This is a genomic window from Micromonospora sp. NPDC020750 (assembly GCF_044334565.1).
In the GTDB taxonomy this organism is placed as follows: domain Bacteria; phylum Actinomycetota; class Actinomycetes; order Mycobacteriales; family Micromonosporaceae; genus Micromonospora.
On the sequence record NZ_JBIRTH010000001.1, the window covers coordinates 495361 to 515906 of the forward strand.

Below are 20546 nucleotides of genomic sequence, written 5' to 3' on the forward strand. Positions count from 1 at the left end.
GCCGACGAGGGGGCCCACTCTTCGTGGGGGCCTCAGACCCGCCAGATCCAGGCGTCGGCGATCCGGGTGGACGGGCCGTAGAGCTGGTCCAGGACGGCCCGCAGGTCGTCGGCGCGCGGTGTGCTCTCAGCCAGCGCGAAGCAGGACGCGCCCCAGCGGTCGGCGTCCCGGGCGGCCTGCTGGCGCTCCGCGTCGCCGATCACGGGCCGGCCACCCTGCTGCGCCACGTTCGTGAGCAGGGCCGACGTCGGTCGCTTCCAGGTGCCCATGGCGGCTGTGTCGCCGCGGCCGTACGGGCCGATGAAAAAGCCCTCCGGCATGCCGAAGGCCGCGTCCGCCGCGGTCGCCCAGCGCATCGGCCACGGCTCCTTCGGGGTGGGCAGCGGCACCGGCACCAGCACCCCGCCGGGCCGGACGCACTCCTGCCAGTGGCCGCCGGTGACGAACTCGGGAAGCGCCGGCCGCTCAGCGGTGGGCAGCGGCGCCGGCAGGACCGGCAGTAGCGCGATCCCGACCGCCGCCGGGATCAGCCGGCGGGTCGTCCCGGCGTCGCGCAGCGCCCGGTCCACGGCCAGCACCAGCAGCGTCGCGATCACCGGCAGCACCCCCAGGGCGAACCGCATCGGCAGCGCCCCGTCGACCACCGGCAGGCCGCCGAGCAGGGCGTACGGGCCGGGGACGGTGGTCCGGTCGCCGCCGAGGACCACGTCCGGGCCGAGCGAGAGCGCGCCCATCGCCAGCGCCCCCGCCGCGCAGGCGATCACCAGCGGGCGGCGGCCCAGCCAGACCGCGCAGCCGACGGTGACCACCAGCAGCGGCCAGCCGAGGAAGGTGTTGTACTCCGCCGGCCCGGTGGTGAGCCGGGCCGCCTCGTCGCTGCCCATCACCGACAGCGGGGAGACGGTCCACCAGCTGCTCAGGTCGGCCGAGAAGTAGTGCGGGCTGAACATCCCGTCCGCGACGCCCAGCGGGCCGGCGAACTGGAACCACAGCGGGTACCCCAGCACGAGCAGGGCCAGCCCGGCGGCGAGCAGTATCCCGCCGGCGAAGCCGGGCAGCGCCCGGCGCAGCAGCGCCCGGTCGGCCAGGGCGTACGCGACGGCCATCACCAGCAGCGTCACCGCGCAGAGGAAGAGCACCTCCTCGCCGACGAAGACCTGGACGCTGACCGCGGCGGCCAGGCCGACGGCGGAGGTGAGCATCCGACGCCGGTCCGGGCCGACCCGGGCCGGTCCCGCCCCGCCCTCGTCGCGCACGTCGTCCGCCCGGCCCCGGGGGCGGCCGGCCCGACCCAGCGGGTCGGCGGCGCGCAGCAGCCGGACCACCAGCCAGACGATCACCGGAACCAGCCACTGCGCGGTCATGTGCAGGTGGCTGTTGGTCTGCGAGATCATCCCCGGGCCGAAGCCGCACAGCCCGGCGCCGAGCGCGGCGGCCAGCCGGCGGGCCCCCAGGACCCGGGCGAAGAGCAGGTGCCAGGCGAACGCGGTGCCGGCCAGGTTGAGCGCCGCGAGCAGGGCGAAGGTGACCGGCGCGCCGAACAGCAGGGTCACCGGGGCGAAGAGCACGCCGAGCGCGATTACCGTGGTGTTGGCCATCAGGTTCACCCCGTCCGGGGCGTTGAGCCGGTCGGTGAGCAGACCGAAGTCGCCGAGCAGGGCGCGCGAGTCGACGGCCAGGAACCATTCGTACAGGGCCTGGTCCTCCGGGTTGAGCGTCAGCACCCGGCCGGCGGGGTCCGGCCACAGGCCGTGGGTGAGCCAGACCGCGAGGGCCGCGAAGAGCAGCCCGACGAGCAGGTCGGCCCGGTTCCGGGCGGCGGCGGCCCGGAGCCTGGCCCACCGGGAACCGGCCGGAGCAGGGGCATCGGAACGGAGTGCTTGTGCGGGGGCGGCGTCGGGGGCCGTGGGGGCTGCGCTGCTCACGCCTCGACCCTAGTGCGGCGGCGGTGACGGGGTACGCCGGGTCGTCGCGGACCCGCTACGGTGACACTGCACCGATGCGTCGGCGCGTCGGCGTGGCCCCGCCCGGGTGGTGGAAAGGCAGACACGGCCGCCTTAAAAGCGGCTGCCGCAAGGCGTGCGGGTTCGACCCCCGCCCCGGGCACCTCGCCTCTCAGCTTCTTCACAGCTCCTGCCTCGCTCGGTGATCTCCACGGCGTCGATCGCGGCGTTTACCCTGGAAGGGCACGTTCACGTGCGACGACCCCCTGAGGGAGGCCAGACAGTGAAGACTTCGAACCCGGTGCTCGCCCGGCTCGGCCAAGCGGCCGAGCGGGAGCGCGCCACCGGGTACGCCCCGACCGGGCCCTACGGGCAGCCCGGATACCCCCCACAGCAGTACCCGGGCGCGACCGGCTACCCGGCCGCGCCGCCCACCGTGACGCCGATGTCCATCGACGACGTGGTGGTCAAGACCGTCACGCTCCTCGGCATCCTCGGCGTGTCCGCCGCGGCGGCCTGGGTGCTCGTGCCTGACTCGCTGCTCGGCGTCGCCTGGATCGGCGCCGCGATGGTCGGCCTGGTGCTCGGCCTGATCATCTCGTTCTCCCGGATGGCGAACCCGGCGCTGGTCGTCGCGTACTCCGTCGTCGAGGGCGTCTTCGTCGGCATGGTGAGCAAGGCCTTCAACTCGCTCTACGACGGCATCGTGCTCCAGGCCGTGGTGGCCAGCTTCGGCGTGTTCTTCCTGATGGCCATGCTGTACAAGGCACGGGTCATCCGGGCGACGCCCAAGTTCGTCCGCGGCATGGTCGCGGCGATGGTCGGCCTCTTCGCGGTGATGATGATCAACCTGGTGCTGGCGCTGTTCGGCGTCAACACGGGCCTGCGTGACGGCAGCCCGCTGGCGATCGGCTTCAGCCTGGTCTGCATCGTGGTCGCGTCGCTGAGCTTCGTGCTCAGCTTCGCGGAGGTGGAGGAGGGCGTCCGGATGGGGCTGCCCCAGCGCTACTCCTGGACGGCCGCGTTCGGCATCCTGGTCAGCCTGGTCTGGCTCTACATCGAGATCCTGCGCCTGCTGAGCTACTTCCAGGGCGACGACTGACCCGTGTCGCCGACCGGCGCCCGCCCCCGCGACCCGCGGCGGCGGGCGCCGTCGTCTGCGGGCCGGCCGCCGCCCGCCACCGGCCCCGCCGGGAGCGGGCCCCGGCGTTTGCCCGCCGCCGCCAACGCCGCCGGGGCAGAGTGACTGCGAGGGGTACGTCGGTCAGGAGGTGATGGTGCGCAGTTCCAACCCGGTGTTGGACCGGCTGGACGACACCCGCCGGCGGGAACGCGAGGTGCTCGGGCTCGGCGCCGAGACGATGACCGTCGACGACGTGGTGCTGCGCACCATCGGGCTGCTGCTGCTCACCGTCGCCACGGCGGCGGTGGCCTGGTTCGTCGTCCCGCAGGCGGTGTGGATCTCCGCCGCGCTGGCCGGCTCCGCGCTGGCGGCGATCGTGCTGGCGCTGGTCATCTCGCTGCGCGGCAGCACCAACCCGGCGCTGATCGCCGGGTACGCGGTGCTCCAGGGGCTGCTGCTCGGGGTGGCCAGCCGGGCGTTCGAGCTGGTCTACCCGGGGATCGTGGTGCAGGCCGTGGTGGGCACGTCCGGCGTCTTCCTCGGCATGGCGCTGCTGTACCGGGCCCGGGTGGTCCGGGCCACCCCGCGGCTGGCCCGGCTGGTGGCCGGCACCCTGCTCGGGATCGTCGCGATCGGCGTGGTGAACCTGGTCGCGTACCTGCTGACCGGCCGGCAGGGGGTGGAGGTGTACAGCCTGACCGCCGGTGTCGGCTGGCTGGCGTACCTGTTCTCGGCGGTGGCGATCATCGCCGGCGCGTTCAGCTTCATCCTCGACTTCGACATGGTCGAGCGGTCGGTCCTCGCGGGCCTGCCCCGCCGGTACGCGTGGTACTGCGCGTTCGGGCTGCTCGCCGGCCTGGTCTTCCTCTACTGGCAGCTGCTGCGACTGCTCAGCTACCTGCGCCGGTGACCGGCCGGCCGACGGCCTTTCGTAGACTCGGTGCGGTGAGCGCAGCGGAACTGGACCGGGCGGTGGGACTGCTGGTCCGTCAGGTCGGGCACTGGCAGCAACCGCGCTGGGCGGCGGTCGCCGGGGGTGGCAACGTGGCCCGGGCCGACCTGGTGCACCGGCTGGTGCAGGAGCTCGCGAACCTCGCCGCCGACGCCGAGGGGCAGCCCCGCCGGGCGGTGCCCAGGCTCGGCAACGACCTCGCCCTGCCCGACCAGCTCCGGGTGGTCACCGCCGACCTGCTGGCCGCCGGGCCGGCCACCGACCTGCTGGCCCGGGCCGCCGCCGAGGTGACGGCGACCCGTACCGTGCTCTGACCGCCGCCGTGCCGGGCCCGGTACCCGCCCGGCCCGCCGGTGTCAGCCGAGGCGCTCGAGGACCATGGCCATGCCCTGGCCGCCGCCGACGCACATGGTCTCCAGGCCGACCGACCCGTCGTGCCACTCCAGGGCGTTGAGCAGGGTGCCGGTGATCCGGGCGCCGGTCATGCCGAACGGGTGGCCGACGGCGATCGCCCCGCCCATCACGTTCAGCTTCTCCTCGGGGATGCCGAGCTGCCGGTAGGAGGGGATCACCTGGGCGGCGAACGCCTCGTTGATCTCGACCAGGTCGACGTCGTCGATGGTCATGCCGGCCCGCGCGAGCGCCTGCCGCGACGCCTCGACCGGGCCGAGGCCCATGATCTCGGGGGACAGCGCGGTGACCCCGGTGGAGACGATCCGGGCCAGCGGGGTGATGCCCAGGTCCCGGGCCCGCTGGGCGCTCATGATCACCACGGCTGCCGCGCCGTCGTTGAGCGGGCAGCAGTTGCCGGCGGTGATCCGGCCGTCGGGGCGGAACACCGGCTTCAGCCCGGCGACCCCCTCCAGGGTGACCCCGGCCCGGGGCCCGTCGTCCCCGTCGACCACGGTGCCGTCGGCGGTGGTGACCGGGGTGATCTCGCGGGCCCAGAAGCCGTCGGCGATCGCCTTCTCGGCCAGGTTCTGGCTGCGCACGCCGAAGGCGTCCATGTCGGCGCGGGTCACGTCGTGCACCTGGGCCAGGTTCTCGGCGGTCTGTCCCATGGCCAGGTAGATGTCAGGCAGTTCGCCGGACTCTCGCGGGTCCGTCCAGACCTCCGCGCCGCCCTGGGCACGCTGCGTCGACCGCTCCCGCGCCGCCGCGAAGCGGGGGTTCTCCCAACCGCCACCCACCAGCGCCTGCGCCTCGGGCGGCAGCCCGTCGGAGTTGCCCCGGGCGTAACGGGAGACCATCTCGACCCCGGCGGAGACGAACACGTCGCCCTCGCCGGCCCGGATCGCGTGCATCGCCATCCGGGTGGTCTGCAGCGAGGAGGCGCAGTACCGGGTCAGGGTGGCGCCCGGCAGGCCGTCCAGGCCCATCAGGGTGGCGACCACCCGGGCCATGTTGAAGCCCTGCTCGCCACCGGGCAGGCCGCAGCCCAGGTAGAGGTCGTCGATCTCGGCGGGGTCGAGCTGGGGGACCTTGTCCAGGGCGGCCCGGACGATGGTGGCGGCGAGGTCATCGGGGCGGACATCGCGCAGGGAACCCTTGTGCGCCCGGCCGATGGGGGAGCGGGCGGTGGCGACGATGACGGCGTCGCGGGACGACTCGGTCGGCATGAACCAACGTTAACTTGCCGGTAACATGCCGGGGAAGCGTCCCACCCGGCGGGAAATGTCACCCCGGAGCCCGGAGCCCGGAGCCCGGAGCCCGGAGCCCGGCCGTGCCGCTGGAGCCCGGCCGTACCGCCGGGGCCCGGGGCCGGCGGTCAGTGGCGGGAGGCGACGTTCGCTGCGGCGGCCACCGCCGGGATCAGCGCGTGTGCCCAGATCCGGTACCCGTCGGCGGAGGGGTGGAACCCGTCGTGGCAGAAGGTGCCGGCGTCGGCCCGGAACACCGGGCCGGTCTCGGTGCCCAGGTCGACCACGGTGCCCCCGGCGTCGAGCACGGCGACGGTCTGTGCCCGGGCCACCCGCCGGCCGGCCCAGCCGACCACCTGCCGCAGCGGTGGGGCGATCGCGTGGACCGCCCCCAGGTCGGGGCAGGTGCCGACGACGACCTCGACGTGCGCCTCGCGCAGTCGCCGCACGGCCGCCCCCAGGTACGCCCCGGCCTCAGCCGGCCGGCGCAGCGCGGTGGCGTCGTTGGCGCCGATCAGGATCACCGCCACGTCGGGGCGCGGGCCGAGCAGCGCCCGGGCCACCTGGGTGGCCAGGTCGGTGGAGCGGGAGCCGGACACCCCGACGCTGGACAGGTGCACCTGGCGGCCCGCCGGCCCCTCGGCGAGCAGGTGGGCGAGCTGCCCGCCGACGGTGTCGCCCAGCAGGCCCACGCCGACTCCGAGGGCGGACGAGTCGCCGAGCAGGACCAGCCGCAGCGGCGGCGCGCCCGGCCGCCCCACGGTGGCACGCAGGGCCAGCCCGAGCTCCGGCTGGGCATACCGGCGGTTGCGGGCGACGAACGCCTCGCCGGCGAGGACGGCCGCGCCGCCGATCGTCCCGGCGATCAGGGACAGGGCCACAGCCCGGCCCAGCCGGAGGGCGAGTTCCGCGCCCAGACCCCGGTCCCCCGCGCCGTGGCTACCGCTGTGCTCGGTCATGGCCGTCCCTCCAGTGTGGGTGAGTCGGCGGCCGGGCCGGGTTGCGGCACCGCGCCGACGCCGAAGAAGGCCCGCCGACGCAGCTGCGCCCATCGCCCGCCCGGCCCCCGGTCGCGCCCGTGGACCTGGGTGGCGCTGACCTCTGTGCCCGCGTGCCGAGCCGCCTCCTGGGCGGCCTCAGGCAGCGACCGTACGCCCTCCCCGCGCGCGAGGCCAGGGCGGCGCTCCTGCCCGGCGCCGAGCGCCGAGAGCACGGTCGGCAGCAGCGCGGCGGCGGCCATCGCATACCCCTCGGCGGAGGGATGGAACCGGTCCCAGGCGAACATCCGGGTCGGCTCGGCGACGAACCGGGGACCGAGCAGGTCGGCGAGGGAGACCGTCCACCCGCCCGCCTCGACCACCGCCACCGTCTGGGCGGCGGCGAGCTGCCGGCTCCACCGCCGGGCCAGCCAGCGCAGCGGCGGCTGGATCGGCCGGATCGCCCCGAGGTCGGGGCAGGTGCCGACCACCACCTCGCACCCGCCCTCGCGCAGCGCGTGGACCGCGTCGAACAGGTAGCGCACGGCCAGGCTCGCCGGGGCACGGTTGGTGACGTCGTTGCCGCCGATCAGGATCACCGCGACGTCCGGCTGGTGCTCCAGCGCGGACTCCACCTGCGGCTTGAGCCCCGACGAGATGGCGCCCACCACGGCGAACCGGTGCAGCCGCACCGGGCGGTGCAGGCGGCGGGACAGCCCCGTGGCCAGCAGCGACCCGGGGGTCTCCCGGCGGCGGTGCACCCCGTACCCGGCGGCGGTGGAGTCGCCGAGGACCACCACGGTCAGCGGCGGGCCGGGGAGCTTCGCGCCGTAGACGCCGTCGCAGCGGGGCGGGGGCGCCTCGGCCATCGGTATGGTGCGCCGGGCCTGCCGGGCCTGGCCGATCAGCACCCCGCCCGTGGCGACGGCGGCAGCGGCGGTGGCGCCCGTGCCGAGCGCCGCCAAGCGGGCGACCCGCCGGGCACGGCGCCAGCGCGGACCGACCGGTACGGCGGAACCAGCGACCCCCATACAGCGACATTATCGCGCCGGCACGACATACCGCTGTCGTCGTGCTGCCCTCTGCGATGCCTGGGATCCGACGGTTGCGGGTATTCCTTGCACCGACACCGCACGATGTCGGGCGGAGAGGGGTGTGGAGATGGGGAAGACACTGAAACGTGGCGCGGCGTTCACGGCGTTGGCCAGGGCGCTGTCCTCCGGGGCGAGGGGCGGCCCGTCGCTGGGCGCCCGGCTGGGGGCGTTGCCCCGGATGATCCGGGCCACCACCCGGGGCGAGTACGACGGCGGCCTCCGGCTGGCCCTGATGACCGCGGCGACGGCGTACATCGTCTCGCCGATCGACCTGCTCCCGGAGATCCCGCTGGCGATCTTCGGGCTGGCCGACGACGCGGTCATGGTCACCTGGCTGGCCGGTGCCGTGCTGGCGGAGACCGAGCGGTTCCTGGAGTGGGAGACCCGCCGCAGCTCGGTCATCCCGGGGCATGTGACGCCCTGACGGCACGTACCCTGGGCGTCGAATCAACGTCTGCCCGGCCGCCGTCGCCGGCGCCGTAACGGAGGGCACAACGAGGTGCAGTACTACGACAATGTCGTCGAGATGATCGGCAACACCCCGCTGGTACGGCTGCGCAACGTCACCGAGGGCATCCGGGCGACCGTGCTCGCGAAGGTGGAATACCTCAACCCGGGCGGTTCGGTGAAGGACCGGATCGCGCTACGGATGGTCGAGGACGCCGAGGCCGCCGGGATCCTGGGGCCGGGCGGCACCATCGTTGAGCCGACCAGCGGCAACACCGGCGTCGGGCTGGCCCTGGTGGCCCAGCTCAAGGGCTACCGGTGCGTGTTCGTCTGCCCGGACAAGGTCAGCCAGGACAAGCAGGACGTGCTGCGGGCGTACGGCGCGGAGGTGGTGGTCTGCCCGACCGCCGTCGCGCCGGAGGACCCGCGCTCCTACTACAACGTCTCCGACCGGCTGGCCCGGGAGATCCCCGGCGCGTGGAAGCCCGACCAGTACAGCAACCCGGCCAACCCGCGCTCGCACTACGAGACCACCGGCCCGGAGCTGTGGAAGCAGACCGGCGGCGGGCTGACCCACTTCGTGGCCGGGGTGGGCACCGGCGGCACCATCTCCGGCATCGGCCGGTACCTGAAGGAGGCCTCCGACGGGCGGGTGCGGATCGTCGGCGCGGACCCGGAGGGCTCGGTCTACTCCGGCGGCACCGGCCGGCCGTACCTGGTCGAGGGGGTCGGCGAGGACTTCTGGCCCGAGACGTACGACCGGAGCATCACCGACGAGATCGTGGAGGTCTCCGACAAGGCGTCCTTCGAGATGACCCGGCGGCTGGCCCGCGAGGAGGGGCTGCTGGTCGGCGGCTCCTGCGGGATGGCCGTGGTCGCCGCCCTGGAGGTGGCCCGCGCCGCCGGCCCGGACGACGTGGTCGTGGTGCTGCTGCCGGACAGCGGCAAGGGGTACCTGTCGAAGATCTTCAACGACACCTGGATGGCCCGGTACGGCTTCCTGGACAACTCGGGCAGCGAGCCCACCGTCGCCGACGCCCTCGCCAGCAAGCCGGGCGGGCTGCCCGAGCTGGTGCACGTGCACCCGACCGAGACGGTCCGTGACGCCATCGACTACATGCGCGAGTACGGCGTCTCCCAGCTCCCGGTGCTCAAGGCCGAGCCGCCCGTGGTGACCGGCGAGGTGGCCGGCTCGATCGCGGAGCGGGACCTGCTCGACGCCCTGTTCACCGGTCAGGCGCACCTGCACGACACGATCGAGCGGCACATGGCCGACCCGCTGCCGATGATCGGCGGCGGCCAGCCGGTGAGCGAGGCCGTCGCGCTGCTGGAGAAGTCCGACGCGGCGCTGGTGCTGGTGGACGGCAAGCCCAAGGGCGTGCTGACCCGGCAGGACCTGCTCGCCCACCTCGGTGCCCACTGACCGACCGCGCCCACTGACCTGACCGCGCACACTGACCTGCCGGGCCCAGGCTCGGCCTGATCCGGCGACATGCCGCAGAGCCCCTTCCCCGACCGGGAAGGGGCTCTGACCCGTTACACAGCAGGCGCACAAGTTCGGCACAGGGCCCGCCCAACCCCCCGGCCTAGCGTCGGTGCCGGATCGGTTGATCCGTCATCGAGCCACCCCGGGAGGACCCATGCGTCACGACCTCGACCACCACGAAGGGCAGCGGGTCAGCCGTCGTCGGCTGATCGCCGGCGTCGGCTCGATCGGGCTGGCCGGCCTGCTGGCCGCCTGCGGACGGGACGACGGCACGGTCACCACGTCGACCGGTGAGACCGTGACGCCGCAGGCCACCGCCGGCACGTCGGGTGACCTGGCCGCGCTCTTCGCAGACGCGAACACCTGCACGCTGACCGCCAGCACCACCCAGGGCCCGTACTACTTCGACGCCGACAAGATCCGTCGCGACATCCGGGAGGACCGGCCGGGCACCCGGCTGCAGGTGGCCATCCGGGTGCAGGACAGCGAGAAGTGCGCTCCGCTGCCGAACGCCGTCGTGGAGATCTGGCACTGCGACGCGGCAGGGCTGTACTCGGGCGCGGAGGGCCAGTCGACCGGCGGCGGTGGTGCCCCCGGCGGGACCCCGCCGAGCGGTGCGCCCGGCGGTGCGCCCGGTGGTGGGCCGGGTGGGACTCCGCCGAGCGGTGCGCCCGGTGGGACTCCGCCCAGCGGTGCGCCCGGTGGTGGGCCGGGTGGGACTCCGCCGAGCGGTGCGCCCGGCGGGACTCCGCCCAGTGGTGCGCCCGGCGGCGGGCCGGGTGGGACTCCGCCGAGCGGTGCGCCCGGTGGCGGAGCCCCGGGTGGCGGCTCCGAGGGGCAGGCGGCCGACCTCACCCCGACCGACGACAAGCGGTACCTGCGCGGGGCGCAGGTCACCAACGCCGACGGGATCGTCGAGTTCGTCACCGTCTGGCCGGGCTGGTACCGGGGCCGCACCGTGCACATCCACGCCATGGTGCACGTGAACAACAGCCGGGTGCTCACCACCCAGGTGATGTTCGACGAGGCGCTCAACACGAAGGTCTTCGCCGCAGCGCCGTACGCCGCGCACACCGGGCGGGACACCTTCAACGACAAGGACAACATCTACGCTGACAGCATGCTGATGAAGGTCGTCGAGGACGGCGACGGCTACCTCGGGGTGATCAACTTCTCGGCGGACTCGGACCGGGACGGCGTCTGACCCAGCCCGGGGTGTCTCCATGTGGTTCGTAAAGCGGCGAGCGGCGCGGCGCGAAGCCCGGTCGTCGCTGCGTCTCGACCGTCAACGGCACCGCGCCTGGACCTTGGACTGTTGTCGTTCAGGGTGAACAAGAAGTGTCCAAGAATCGCGATTCAGGGTGAGCGGCTCGGCCCTGGGTCGACGGTTGGCGCGCGCGGCGCTCCGGAGGGGGTCGGAGATGCCCCCCGGCGTGAAGCTGGGGGTCATCTTCGTTCGGGGCTCACTGGGACAACAGCTCGCGGGCGTAGCGGAGCTGGGGGGCGCGGGCGGTGCCGACGTGCTCCTCGCGGCGCTCACCGGTGGGCCGCCAGCCGCCACGCTCGTAGAATCGGCGGGCGTGGGCGTTGGGCTCCAGCACCCACAGCACCGCCCGGTGCCGGCCCCGGCCGCGCATGGTGGCCAGCGCGTCGGCCATCAACGCTCGGCCGGTGCCCCGGCCCTGCTCGGCGGGGTCGAGGTGGATGGCGTTGAGCAGGCCGGTCGCCGGGTCGTCCCGGTCGTCCGGGCCGAGGTAGCTGAACCCGACCAGCCGGCCGTCCCGCTCGGCCACGGTCATCAGGTGGTCGTCCCGCTCCCACGTCCACCGCTCGGCCCAGTACGCCCCCATCGCCTCCGGCGTCGGGTCGGCCAGCGCCTCCGCCGGCAGGAACGATGAGTACGCCGCCACCCGGGACCGCTGGTGCAGCGCCCCCACCGGGCGCAGGTCGTCGACGGTCGCGTGGCGCAGGGTGATCGTCACCCGCCCGAGGCTACCCGCCGGGGCGGCACCGGCACGGTCATCAGGTCCTCGGCGACCACCAGGTCACCGGCGAAGTGCTGCCGGGCCTCGTCGGCGAAGCGCCGGGCGTCGCCGTACCGCTGGGAGAAGTGGGTGAGCACCAGCGTGCGTACCCCCGACTCGGCCGCCACCCGGGCGGCCTGGCCGGCCGTGAGGTGCCCGACCTCGGCGGCGAGCGCGGCCTCGGACTCCAGGAACGTCGACTCGATGACCAGCAGGTCGGCGTGCTCGGCGAGGGCGTACACCCCGTCGCAGAGCCCGGTGTCCATCACGAAGGCGAACCGCTGCCCCGGCCGGGTCACGCTCACCTCGTCCCGGGTCACGCGGCGACCGCCGACGTCCAGGTGGCCGACGCGGAGCAGTTCCCCGACGGCCGGCCCGGCGATGCCGTACGCGGCCAGCCGCTCCGGCAGCATCCGGCAGCCGTCCGGCTCGACCAGCCGGTAGCCGTACGTCTCGATCGGGTGCCGCAGCCGACGGGCCTCCAGCGTGCCGGCGCGCAGGGCGAACCGCTGCCCGTCGGCGGTGACCGGCTCGACGACCAGCTCGGCGGTCTCGTGGAAGCTCGACGCGTGCCGCAGCCGGGCGAAGTACTCGGCGCCGCCGGCCGGGAAGTGCACCGCCACCGGGCGGGGCACCCGGTCCAGGGAGAGCCGCTGGATGGTGCCGGGCAGGCCGAGGCAGTGGTCGCCGTGGAAGTGGGTGACGCAGATCCGGGTCAGGTCGGTGGCGGTGACGCCGGTGTGCAGGAGCTGCCGCTGGCTGCCCTCGCCCGGGTCGAAAAGGATCACCTCGTCGTCCCAGCGCAGCACGTACCCGTTGTGGTTGCGTGCCCGGGTCGGTGCCTGACTGGCCGTCCCGAGCACCACCAGCTCACGCATGGACAAGGATGCCTCCCCGGCTGGGCTGCCCGGTCCGGCTGGGCCGGACATGGAGCGACCCCCGGGGCGTCCGTGCTCGCGCACGGGCCGGCTGGACTGGGCCGGCACCCCGGGGGTCGGGTGGCTGTCGTGGTTTCGCCGCACCGCTGCCACACGGTCTCGACGATGGTGCATGCCCGCCTCGCGGCGGACAGGGTTCTCACTGTCGAGGACAGCGGCTAGCGGACAGCCACCTCACGAGTCCGATTGCTATACAACTTTGGACCACCTCCCTTCACGTGTACGGCCACGCTACCCACTTCCCCGGGGCGGCGGCAACGGATTTGATTCACAGGCCGGCGGGAACAAGCGCGGGCCGGGCCGCGGCGGCCCCGGCCCGGCTCAGTCGCTGATCCCGATCGGGCCCTCCCGTGGGCCCTCCTCGCTGGCCGGCTGCACCGCCAGCGACGGGAAGTCGGCCAGGTCACCCTCCGGCTCGGCGTCCCACTCGGGGAAGACCAGGTCGCTCTGGAGGTAGAGGCAGAGCAGTTGGGTCAGGTGGCTCAGCCCGTCGAGGTGGGTGCGTTCGTGGCCGTGGGTGGCGTCCACCCCGAAGCCGAGCAGCGCCACCCGGGCGTGCGCGCCCGCCTCGACCGCCGCCGCCACGTCCGAGCGGTAGTACTCGAAGACGTCCCGGACCAGGTCCACCCCGTGCTCGCGGGCGATCGCCGCCAGGTTGCGGGTGAGGTGGTAGTCGAACGGGCCGACGCCGTCGCCCATCGCCAGGGTTGCCGCGTTCTCCCGGGACTGCTGCCCGGGGGCGACCACCGCGGCGTCCACGGAGACGATCTCCGCGACGTCCGGGTCCAGGCCGTGGCTGGCCCCGTGCCCGATCTCCTCGGTGACCGTGACCAGCAGGTGCGCGGTCACCGCCGGGGTCACACCCGCGTCGATCATCGCCTTGAACGCGGTGAGCACCGCCGCCACCCCGGCCTTGTCGTCCAGGTGCCGGGACTTGACGTACCCGCTGGGGGTGACCGTCGGGTTGGGCAGGAACGCCACGAAGTCCCCGGCGTCGATGCCGAGGGCGCGCAGCCCGGCCTCGTCGGTCACCGGCTCGTCGACCCGGACCTCGACCTGCTCCCAGCCGACCCCCTGGAGGTCGACGGCCTCGTTGTAGCGGTGCCCGCTGGCCTTGAGTGGCAGCACCTGGCCGGTGACCACCCGGTCCAGGTCGTCGGTGAAGATCCGCACGTGTGCGCCCTCGGCGAACCGGGCGCTGTGCGTGCCGATCTGCATCAGCTCCAGCCGGCCGTTCTCCTTGAGCCGCTTCACCATGCCGCCGATGGTGTCGGTGTGCACCACGATCGCCCGGTCCGCGCCGGTCTGCCGGGGGCCCGGCAGGCAGGCGCTCAGCGCGCCGCGTCGGGTCAGTGTGGAGGAGATCCCGAACGCGGAGAGGCGCTCGCCGACGTACTGCTGTACGTGGTCGGTGCGCCCGGACGGGCTCGGGATCTCCAGCAGCTCCAGCAGCACCTGGCGGAGGTAGTCCAGGTCGATCATCAGTGGGACGGGCTTGCGTGCGGTCATGCCTGAGAGCTTGCCGCACCCGCCGGTGACCAGAGGCGTTGCGGTGCCCGCGTGCCGGGGAAGAGCAGGTCGACGAAGCGCTCGGCGGTCGGTTGCGGCTCGTGGTTGGCCAGGCCGGGCCGCTCGTTCGCCTCGATGAACACGTGCTCCGGCCGGTCAGGGGCGGGAACCAGCAGGTCAACCCCCGTGACCGGGATGTCCAGCGCCCGGCTGGCCGCCACGCACGCCTCGGCGATCTCCGGGTGCAGCTCGCCGGTGACATCGTGGATCGTGCCACCGGTGTGCAGGTTCGCGGTCCGGCGGACGGTCAGCACCGTGCCCTCGGACAGCACGTCGCGCAGCTCGTACCCGGCCTCGGCGACCACGTCCCGGGTCATGTCGTCCACCGGGATGCGGGACTCACCCCCGGTGGCGGCGGCCCGACGGCGGCTCTGCCGCTCGATCAGCTCGGCGATGTCGTGCACCCCGTCGCCGGTCACCTGCGCGGGCCGGCGGACGGCCGCGGCGACCACCTCGTGGTCGATGACGATCACCCGCAGGTCCTCGCCGTCGCGCATCTCCTCGATGAGCACGTCCGGGCAGAAGCCCCGGGCCAGCGAGACGGCGGTGGCCAGGGCCTCCGGGGTGCGCACCCCGACGGTGATGCCGTTGCCCTGCTCGCCGCGCGCCGGCTTCACCACCACCCGGCCCACCTCGGCCAGGAACGCGGCGTCGGCGTCGTCCCCGTTCGCGGTCCGGCCATGCGGCACGGACAGGCCCGCCTCGGTGAGGATCCGCCGGGTGACCCGCTTGTCGTCGCACCGACTCATCGCCACCGCCGAGGTCAGCTCCGACAGCGACTCGCGGGTGACGATCGTCCGGCCGCCGCTGCTCAGCCGCAGCTCGCCCCACTCGGGGTCGGTGACCTCCACCCGGATGCCCCGGCGCATCGCCTCGTCGGCGACGATCCTCGCGTACGGGTTGAGTCGGTCGTACCCCTCCGGCGTCGAGGGCAGGAAGAGCGGCGCGTTGATCGGGTTCTTCCGCTTCACGCAGAGCGTGGCGGTGCGGTAGAAGCCGAGCCGCTCGTACAACCGGATCGCCCCGGTGTTCTCGGCCAGCACCGACAGGTCGACGAACGCCCGGCCGCGCTCGCTGAGCCGGGTGGCCAGCTCGGTGAGCAGAGCCTGGCCGGTGCCGGGCGGGGCGGTGTTGAAGTCCACGGTGAGGCACCACAGGCTGGCGCCGTTGTCCGGGTCGGCGAAGACCGCGACGTGGTCCACGCCGGTGATCGTGCCGACCACGTCCCCGGTGGCGTCCTCGGCCACCAGGTGCAGGAACCGGTCGGTGCGGGCGTTGTCGACCAGCACGTCGACCGGGGCGGTGACCATGCCGTTGCGGGCGTAGATCCGGTTCACCGCGTCCGCGTCGTCGGCGTCGCGCAGGGTCCGGATCCGCAGCCCGGGCAGGACGTCTGCCTCGCCGGTGGCCGGGTTGCCGGCCGGGCCGGCGGGCAGCCGCAGCCGGTACGTCAGCGACGGGTCGATGAACAGCTCGTCGGGCAGCCGGGACACCAGCACGTGCGGGTCGCGCAGGTAGATGCAGATGTCCCGGGCGCCGGCGGCCTCCGAGCGCAGCACCGCGGCCACGGCGGCCTGGTCGGCGAAGGTCTGGCCGAAGACCAGCCGGCCCCAGCCGCAGTCGAGCACCACGCCGTCGCCCCCGGTGGGCTGTTCCGCCTCGGCCGGGGCGGGAGCCACGGGGTCCCCGCCCGGCCCGACCCGCTCGCGTCGCCGGCCGAGCACCCGTTCCCGGTCGGTGGGTGTCGCCCCGGTCGCCAGTGTGTCGCTCACCGTCAGTCGATTCCGTGGCTCTGGAGCCACATTTCCAGGAGTCCCAGTTGCCACAGCTTGTTTCCGTTCAACGGGGTCAGTTCGGCGTTCGGGTCGGACAACAGCGCGTCGACGTACTCGGTGCGGAACAGGTTGCGGCGGCGGGCCTGCGGCGCGTGCAGCGCGTCGCGTACCCGGTCGAGGAGCTTGCCCTCCAGGTGGGTGAGGCCCGGCACGGGGAAGTAGCCCTTCGGCCGGTCGATGACCTCGTACGGCAGGACTCGGCGGCCGATCTCCTTCAGCACGCCCTTGCCGCCCTGGGCCAGCTTCAGCTCCGGCGGGCAGCTCGCGGCCAGCTCCACGAACTCGTGGTCGAGGAACGGCACCCGGGCCTCCAGCCCGTGCGCCATGGTCATGTTGTCGACCCGCTTCACCGGGTCGTCGGTCAGCATGACCTGGGTGTCGATCCGCAGGCCGGCGTCGACCGCCGTCTGCGCGCCCGGCCGGGCCAGGTGGGCGGCCACGAACTCCCGCGCCGGGTCGCCGTCGGCCAGCCACGCCGGGTCGAGGACCCGGGCCAGCCCGGCCGCGTCCCGGTCGAAGAACGCCTTCGCGTACGTCTCGACGGCCCGCTCCCGGTCGACCCCGGCCAGCGGCGGGTACCAGTGGTAGCCGCCGAGGATCTCGTCCGCGCCCTGGCCGGACTGGACCACCTTGACGTGCTTCGACACCTCCTGGCTGAGCAGGTAGAACGCCACGCAGTCGTGGCTGACCATCGGCTCGCTCATGGCCGCCACGGCCGCCTCCAGGGGCGGCAGCAGGTCGCGGGCGGCCACCCGGATCTGGTGGTGGTCGGTGCCGAACGTCTTCGCCACCAGGTCGGAGAAGACGAACTCGTCGCCCTCCCGCCCGCCGACGGCGTCGAAGCCGATGGAGAACGTGGACAGGCCGCGCTGGCCCTCGCCGGCCAGCAGGGCCACCACCAGGCTGGAGTCCAGCCCGCCGGAGAGCAGCACGCCGACCGGGACGTCGGCGACCATCCGGCGGCGCACCGCCGTGGTCAGCGACTCCAGCAGGGCGTCCTCCCAGTCGCGGGCGGACCACCCGGCCCGCTCCTCGTGCCGGGTGAACGACGGATCCCAGTAGACCCGCTCGCGGCTGGTGCCGTCCGCCTCGTACACCCGGACGGTGGCCGGGGGCAGCTTGACCACCCCGCGCAGGATCGTGCGCGGCGGCGGCACGATGCTGTGGAAGCTCAGGTAGTGGGCGAGCGCCACCGGGTCGATCGTGGTGTCCACGCCGCCGCCGGCCAGCAGGGCCGGCAGGGTGCTGGCGAAGCGCACCACGCCCGGGGCCTCGGCCAGGTAGAGCGGTTTGATGCCGAGCCGGTCCCGGGCCAGCACCAGCCGGCCGCTGTCCCGCTCGCTGATCGCCACGGCGAACATGCCGACCAGGTGGTCGACGAAGTCGAGCCCCCACTCGGCGTACGCCTTGACGACCACCTCACTGTCGCCGGAGGAGAAGAACCGGTGGCCCTTGGCCTGGAGTTCCTCGCGCAGTTCACGGTAGTTGTAGATGCAGCCGTTGAAGACCCCGGTCAGCCCGGACGCCGGGTCGACCAGCGGCTGCCCGCTGGCGGCCGACAGGTCGATGATCTTCAGGCGGCGGTGGCCGAGGGCGGTCGGCCCCTGGGACCACACCCCGCTGTCGTCGGGGCCCCGGTCGCTCATCGTGGCCGCCATGCGCTCCACCGCCGCGACATCGGCCCGCGAGCCGTCGCGGCGAAATTCCCCAGCCAGTCCGCACATGGCAGACAATGCTGCCAGAGGTGAGCGCGGTTCGCCTGTTGAGATGATGCCGTCGTCGTTACGTGCTTGCTAAGATGCGCGCCGCCGCACCCGGGGCGGCTCCCGCCCGGGCATTCGCGCCCGGCCCGGCCGCCTGCCCGGTTCGCCCGGCCGACCGGTTGTGACAAACGCCGCACCGGTGGAACGCCACCCGCCGCCCGTCGCCCGTATCCGCCGATCGGTCCCGCCCCACCAGCACCGGGTGCCGGGTTTCCACCCCGACGGGGCATGGAGTCGAGTTCGTTCCCGTGCCACGCTCGCCGGTGAGCCACGAGGAGGCGATGCTGATGCGCGCGACGACGCGACGACGGGTTGTCCGGACGGTCGGCCGGCTCGCCGTGGCCACCACGCTGGCCGCCGCCGGGGTGCTGGTCGGGGCGTCCCCGGCGCAGGCGGTCGCCACCCGGACGGTGGCCTTCTGGAGCATGGACGAGCCGGCGGGCGCCACGGTCCTCGCCGACAGCAGCGGCAACGGCCGGCACGGGACCGTCGGGACCGAGGTGGCCGCCGGGGTGCGCTACGCGGGCGCGACCGCCCACCGGTTCGCGTACCACAACCCCGCCGACCACGAGTACGTGCCGGGACACGTCGACCTGGTGCCGGCGAGCAACGAGTTCAACCCCGAGGCCGGGGACTTCTCGTTCACCATCCGGTACCGCACCACGCGCTCCTTCGGCAACATCCTGCAGAAGGGGCAGGGCAACACGGCCGGCGGCTACTGGAAGTTCGAGGCGCCCGCCGGCAAGCCCCGGTGCATGTTCCGCGGCGGCGACGGCGCGACGCGCACCGGCTACACGGGCACGTCCATCGCCGACGGGCAGTGGCACACGGTGACCTGCAACCGCACCTCGACGTACGTCGAGATGTACGTCGACGGCGTGCGCACCAGCCGGCTCACCGGCCCCACCGGGACGATCGCCAACAACTGGCAGCTCTCCGTCGGTGGCAAGAGCGCCTGCGACGGGGTGGACGTCACCTGCGACTACTTCGCCGGCGACATCGACTGGATCAGGCTCCTCAAGGGCCCCGGCGGCGCGGCCAACACCCCGCCCACGGCCCACCTCGCGCCGTCCTGCGCCGGGCTGGCGTGCACGTTCTCGGCGGCCGGCTCCACCGACGGCGACGGGGCGGTCCAGGACCACGCCTGGGCCTTCGGCGACGGTTCGACCGCCGACACGGACAGCGTTCCGAGCACCACCCACACGTACGCCGAGGCGGGCACCTACCCGGTCACGCTCACCGTCACCGACGACCGGGGCGCCACCGGCACCGCCACGCTGGACGTCACGGTCGCGCCGCTGCCGGAGCTGATCTCGTACGTCGGGCAGGCCACCGCCAACGCGAACGTCACGAACCACTCCGTCGCGGTGCCCCCCGGTGTCCAGGCGGGCGACGCGCTGCTGCTGTTCCTGAGCCAGAACACCCACGCCACCACCGGCGAGCCGACCGGGGTGACCGGCTGGACCCGGCTGGACCGCCTCGACGGCGGCTACGCCACCACCACGGCCTGGTGGAAGGTCGCCGGCGACGGTGACGCGGGGTCGACCGTACGGGTCACCCTCGGCTCGCAGTCGAAGGGCAACCTGGTGCTCGCCGCGTACCGGGGGACCGACCCGACCGGCCCGGTCGCCGGACACGCCCGGGCCACCGACCCGGCCAGCTCCGCCGTCCGGATCACCCCTACCGCCCCGGTCACCGCCGAGCGGGGCTGGGCCGTGTCGTACTGGCTGCACGGCGACTCCACGTCCACGGCGCTGACCGCCCCGCCCGGCGTCCAGGTGCGCGGCAACAGCTCGCAGACCGGCGGCGGCCGGGTCACCGGGCTGCTCGCCGACTCCGGGGCCTCGGTCCCGACCGGCGCGTACGGCGGCCTGAGCGCGACGGGCGCGGCGGCCAGCACCACGACGACCACCTGGACCGTCGTCCTCCGGGCGGGCTGACGCCGGCCGGAACCGCCGGCCGGCGTCAAGCCGCCGGTCAGGCGGTGCGGGCCACGCCGACCGGGCAGCTCAGCCCGTTCGGCCCGTGGTTGCAGTACCCGTTCGGGTTCTTCGTCGGGGCGAGGTACTGCTGGTGATGGTCCTCGGCGAAGAAATAGTCGCCGAGCCGGTCGATCTCCGTGGTGATCTCGCCCTTGCCGGCACGCGCCACGATCGGCGCGAACGCGTCCCGGGACGCCTGGGCGGTGGCGAGCTGGTCGTCGCCGGTGACGTAGATCGCCGACCGGTACTGGGTGCCCACGTCGTTGCCCTGGCGCATGCCCTGGGTCGGGTCGTGGTTCTCCCAGAAGACCTTGAGCAGGTCCTCGTAGCTGATCACCGTGGGGTCGTAGACCACCTGAACCACCTCGGCGTGCCCGGTCCGGCCCGAGCACACCTCCTCGTACGTCGGGTTCGGCGTGGTGCCGCCCGCGTAGCCGGCGGACGTGGTGAGCACGCCCGGCAGCGTCCAGAACAGCCGCTCGGCACCCCAGAAACAGCCCATGGCGAACACGGCCACCCGCGAGCCCGCCGGGAAGGGGCCCTTGAGTGGGGTGCCCAGCACCTCGTGCCGATCCGCGATCGGCATCGCGATGAGGCGCCCCGGCAGGGCCTGGTCGGGGGTGGGCAGCTCGGGCTTCGTATGGCGCAGGAACACGATGGAACTCCTCTCGTACCTCTCCCCGCGTGCAACACCGCCGGGCCCGCCTTCCTTACCCACTTCACCCGCACCCAGGCGAGATCCCGCATCGGAGCGGAGGCGAGGAGGGCTGCAG

General features: G+C 73.8%; 17 protein-coding genes and 1 tRNA gene. 8 read left to right on the forward strand and 10 right to left on the reverse strand.

Features of this window, described 5'->3' with window-relative positions; all coding sequences use genetic code 11:
- Positions 1–32 precede the first annotated feature (32 nt).
- A complete protein-coding gene (locus tag ACH4T9_RS02410; RefSeq protein ID WP_396669408.1) occupies positions 33–1925 on the reverse strand; it encodes a hypothetical protein in 1893 nt (630 codons plus the stop codon).
- Positions 1926–2025: 100 nt separating this feature from the next.
- Here ACH4T9_RS02410 and ACH4T9_RS02415 point away from each other — a divergent pair.
- The 4 genes from ACH4T9_RS02415 (at position 2026) to ACH4T9_RS02430 (ending at position 4332) form a co-directional block, all read left to right on the forward strand.
- Positions 2026–2106 (forward strand) — tRNA-Leu (locus tag ACH4T9_RS02415).
- A gap of 120 nt (positions 2107–2226) precedes the next feature.
- Entirely contained in the window at positions 2227–3045 is an 819-nt protein-coding gene (locus tag ACH4T9_RS02420) for a Bax inhibitor-1/YccA family protein (protein ID WP_396669409.1), read from the forward strand.
- A gap of 172 nt (positions 3046–3217) precedes the next feature.
- Positions 3218–3976, forward strand: a complete 759-nt coding sequence (locus ACH4T9_RS02425; protein ID WP_396669410.1) for a Bax inhibitor-1/YccA family protein — start codon at positions 3218–3220, stop codon at positions 3974–3976.
- Between the two features lie 35 nt (positions 3977–4011).
- Positions 4012–4332, forward strand: a complete 321-nt coding sequence (locus ACH4T9_RS02430) for a hypothetical protein (RefSeq protein ID WP_396669411.1) — start codon at positions 4012–4014, stop codon at positions 4330–4332.
- A 42-nt stretch (positions 4333–4374) separates the two neighbouring features.
- On the opposite strand, the gene ACH4T9_RS02435 is transcribed toward ACH4T9_RS02430, so the two are convergent.
- The 3 genes from ACH4T9_RS02435 to ACH4T9_RS02445 form a co-directional block, all read right to left on the reverse strand.
- A complete protein-coding gene (locus tag ACH4T9_RS02435) occupies positions 4375–5637 on the reverse strand; it encodes an acetyl-CoA C-acetyltransferase (protein ID WP_396669412.1) in 1263 nt (420 codons plus the stop codon).
- Positions 5638–5786: 149 nt separating this feature from the next.
- Positions 5787–6617 carry an SGNH/GDSL hydrolase family protein gene (locus tag ACH4T9_RS02440; protein WP_396669413.1) on the reverse strand — a complete coding sequence of 277 codons (831 nt, stop codon included), beginning with the start codon at positions 6615–6617 and terminating at the stop codon, positions 5787–5789.
- Positions 6614–7666 (reverse strand): SGNH/GDSL hydrolase family protein, encoded by a 1053-nt coding sequence (locus ACH4T9_RS02445; protein ID WP_396669414.1) that lies wholly within the window; start codon positions 7664–7666, stop codon positions 6614–6616. Before ACH4T9_RS02445 ends, ACH4T9_RS02440 begins: the two co-directional genes overlap by 4 nt.
- A gap of 130 nt (positions 7667–7796) precedes the next feature.
- Here ACH4T9_RS02445 and ACH4T9_RS02450 point away from each other — a divergent pair, with 130 nt between their 5' ends.
- The 3 genes from ACH4T9_RS02450 (at position 7797) to ACH4T9_RS02460 (ending at position 10866) form a co-directional block, all read left to right on the forward strand.
- Positions 7797–8153: a YkvA family protein gene (locus ACH4T9_RS02450; RefSeq protein ID WP_161687133.1), complete on the forward strand. Its 357-nt coding sequence runs from the start codon at positions 7797–7799 to the stop codon at positions 8151–8153.
- Positions 8154–8228: 75 nt separating this feature from the next.
- Entirely contained in the window at positions 8229–9599 is a 1371-nt protein-coding gene (locus tag ACH4T9_RS02455; protein ID WP_396669415.1) for a cystathionine beta-synthase, read from the forward strand.
- Positions 9600–9816: 217 nt separating this feature from the next.
- Entirely contained in the window at positions 9817–10866 is a 1050-nt protein-coding gene (locus ACH4T9_RS02460) for a hypothetical protein (RefSeq protein ID WP_396669416.1), read from the forward strand.
- A gap of 259 nt (positions 10867–11125) precedes the next feature.
- Here ACH4T9_RS02460 and ACH4T9_RS02465 read toward each other — a convergent pair whose 3' ends face one another.
- The 5 genes from ACH4T9_RS02465 to ACH4T9_RS02485 all read right to left on the reverse strand — a co-directional run bounded on the left by ACH4T9_RS02465 (position 11126) and on the right by ACH4T9_RS02485 (position 17752).
- Positions 11126–11644, reverse strand: coding sequence for a GNAT family N-acetyltransferase (locus tag ACH4T9_RS02465; protein ID WP_396669417.1), 519 nt, complete (start codon positions 11642–11644; stop codon positions 11126–11128).
- Positions 11641–12570 (reverse strand): ribonuclease Z, encoded by a 930-nt coding sequence (locus ACH4T9_RS02470; protein WP_396669418.1) that lies wholly within the window; start codon positions 12568–12570, stop codon positions 11641–11643. Before ACH4T9_RS02470 ends, ACH4T9_RS02465 begins: the two co-directional genes overlap by 4 nt.
- 375 nt (positions 12571–12945) lie before the next feature.
- Positions 12946–14133: an osmoprotectant NAGGN system M42 family peptidase gene (locus ACH4T9_RS02475; protein ID WP_396669419.1), complete on the reverse strand. Its 1188-nt coding sequence runs from the start codon at positions 14131–14133 to the stop codon at positions 12946–12948.
- Positions 14130–15965, reverse strand: coding sequence for an N-acetylglutaminylglutamine synthetase (gene ngg / locus ACH4T9_RS02480; protein ID WP_396669420.1), 1836 nt, complete (start codon positions 15963–15965; stop codon positions 14130–14132). The genes ACH4T9_RS02475 and ngg overlap by 4 nt, the downstream gene beginning before the upstream one ends.
- Before the next feature lie 2 nt (positions 15966–15967).
- Entirely contained in the window at positions 15968–17752 is a 1785-nt protein-coding gene (locus ACH4T9_RS02485) for an N-acetylglutaminylglutamine amidotransferase (RefSeq protein ID WP_396669421.1), read from the reverse strand.
- A gap of 302 nt (positions 17753–18054) precedes the next feature.
- Between ACH4T9_RS02485 and ACH4T9_RS02490 the strand changes: the two genes are divergently transcribed.
- Positions 18055–19731, forward strand: a complete 1677-nt coding sequence (locus ACH4T9_RS02490) for a PKD domain-containing protein (protein ID WP_396669422.1) — start codon at positions 18055–18057, stop codon at positions 19729–19731.
- Between the two features lie 37 nt (positions 19732–19768).
- On the opposite strand, the gene msrA is transcribed toward ACH4T9_RS02490, so the two are convergent.
- Positions 19769–20428 carry a peptide-methionine (S)-S-oxide reductase MsrA gene (gene msrA / locus ACH4T9_RS02495; RefSeq protein WP_396669423.1) on the reverse strand — a complete coding sequence of 220 codons (660 nt, stop codon included), beginning with the start codon at positions 20426–20428 and terminating at the stop codon, positions 19769–19771.
- Positions 20429–20546: the final 118 nt, after the last annotated feature.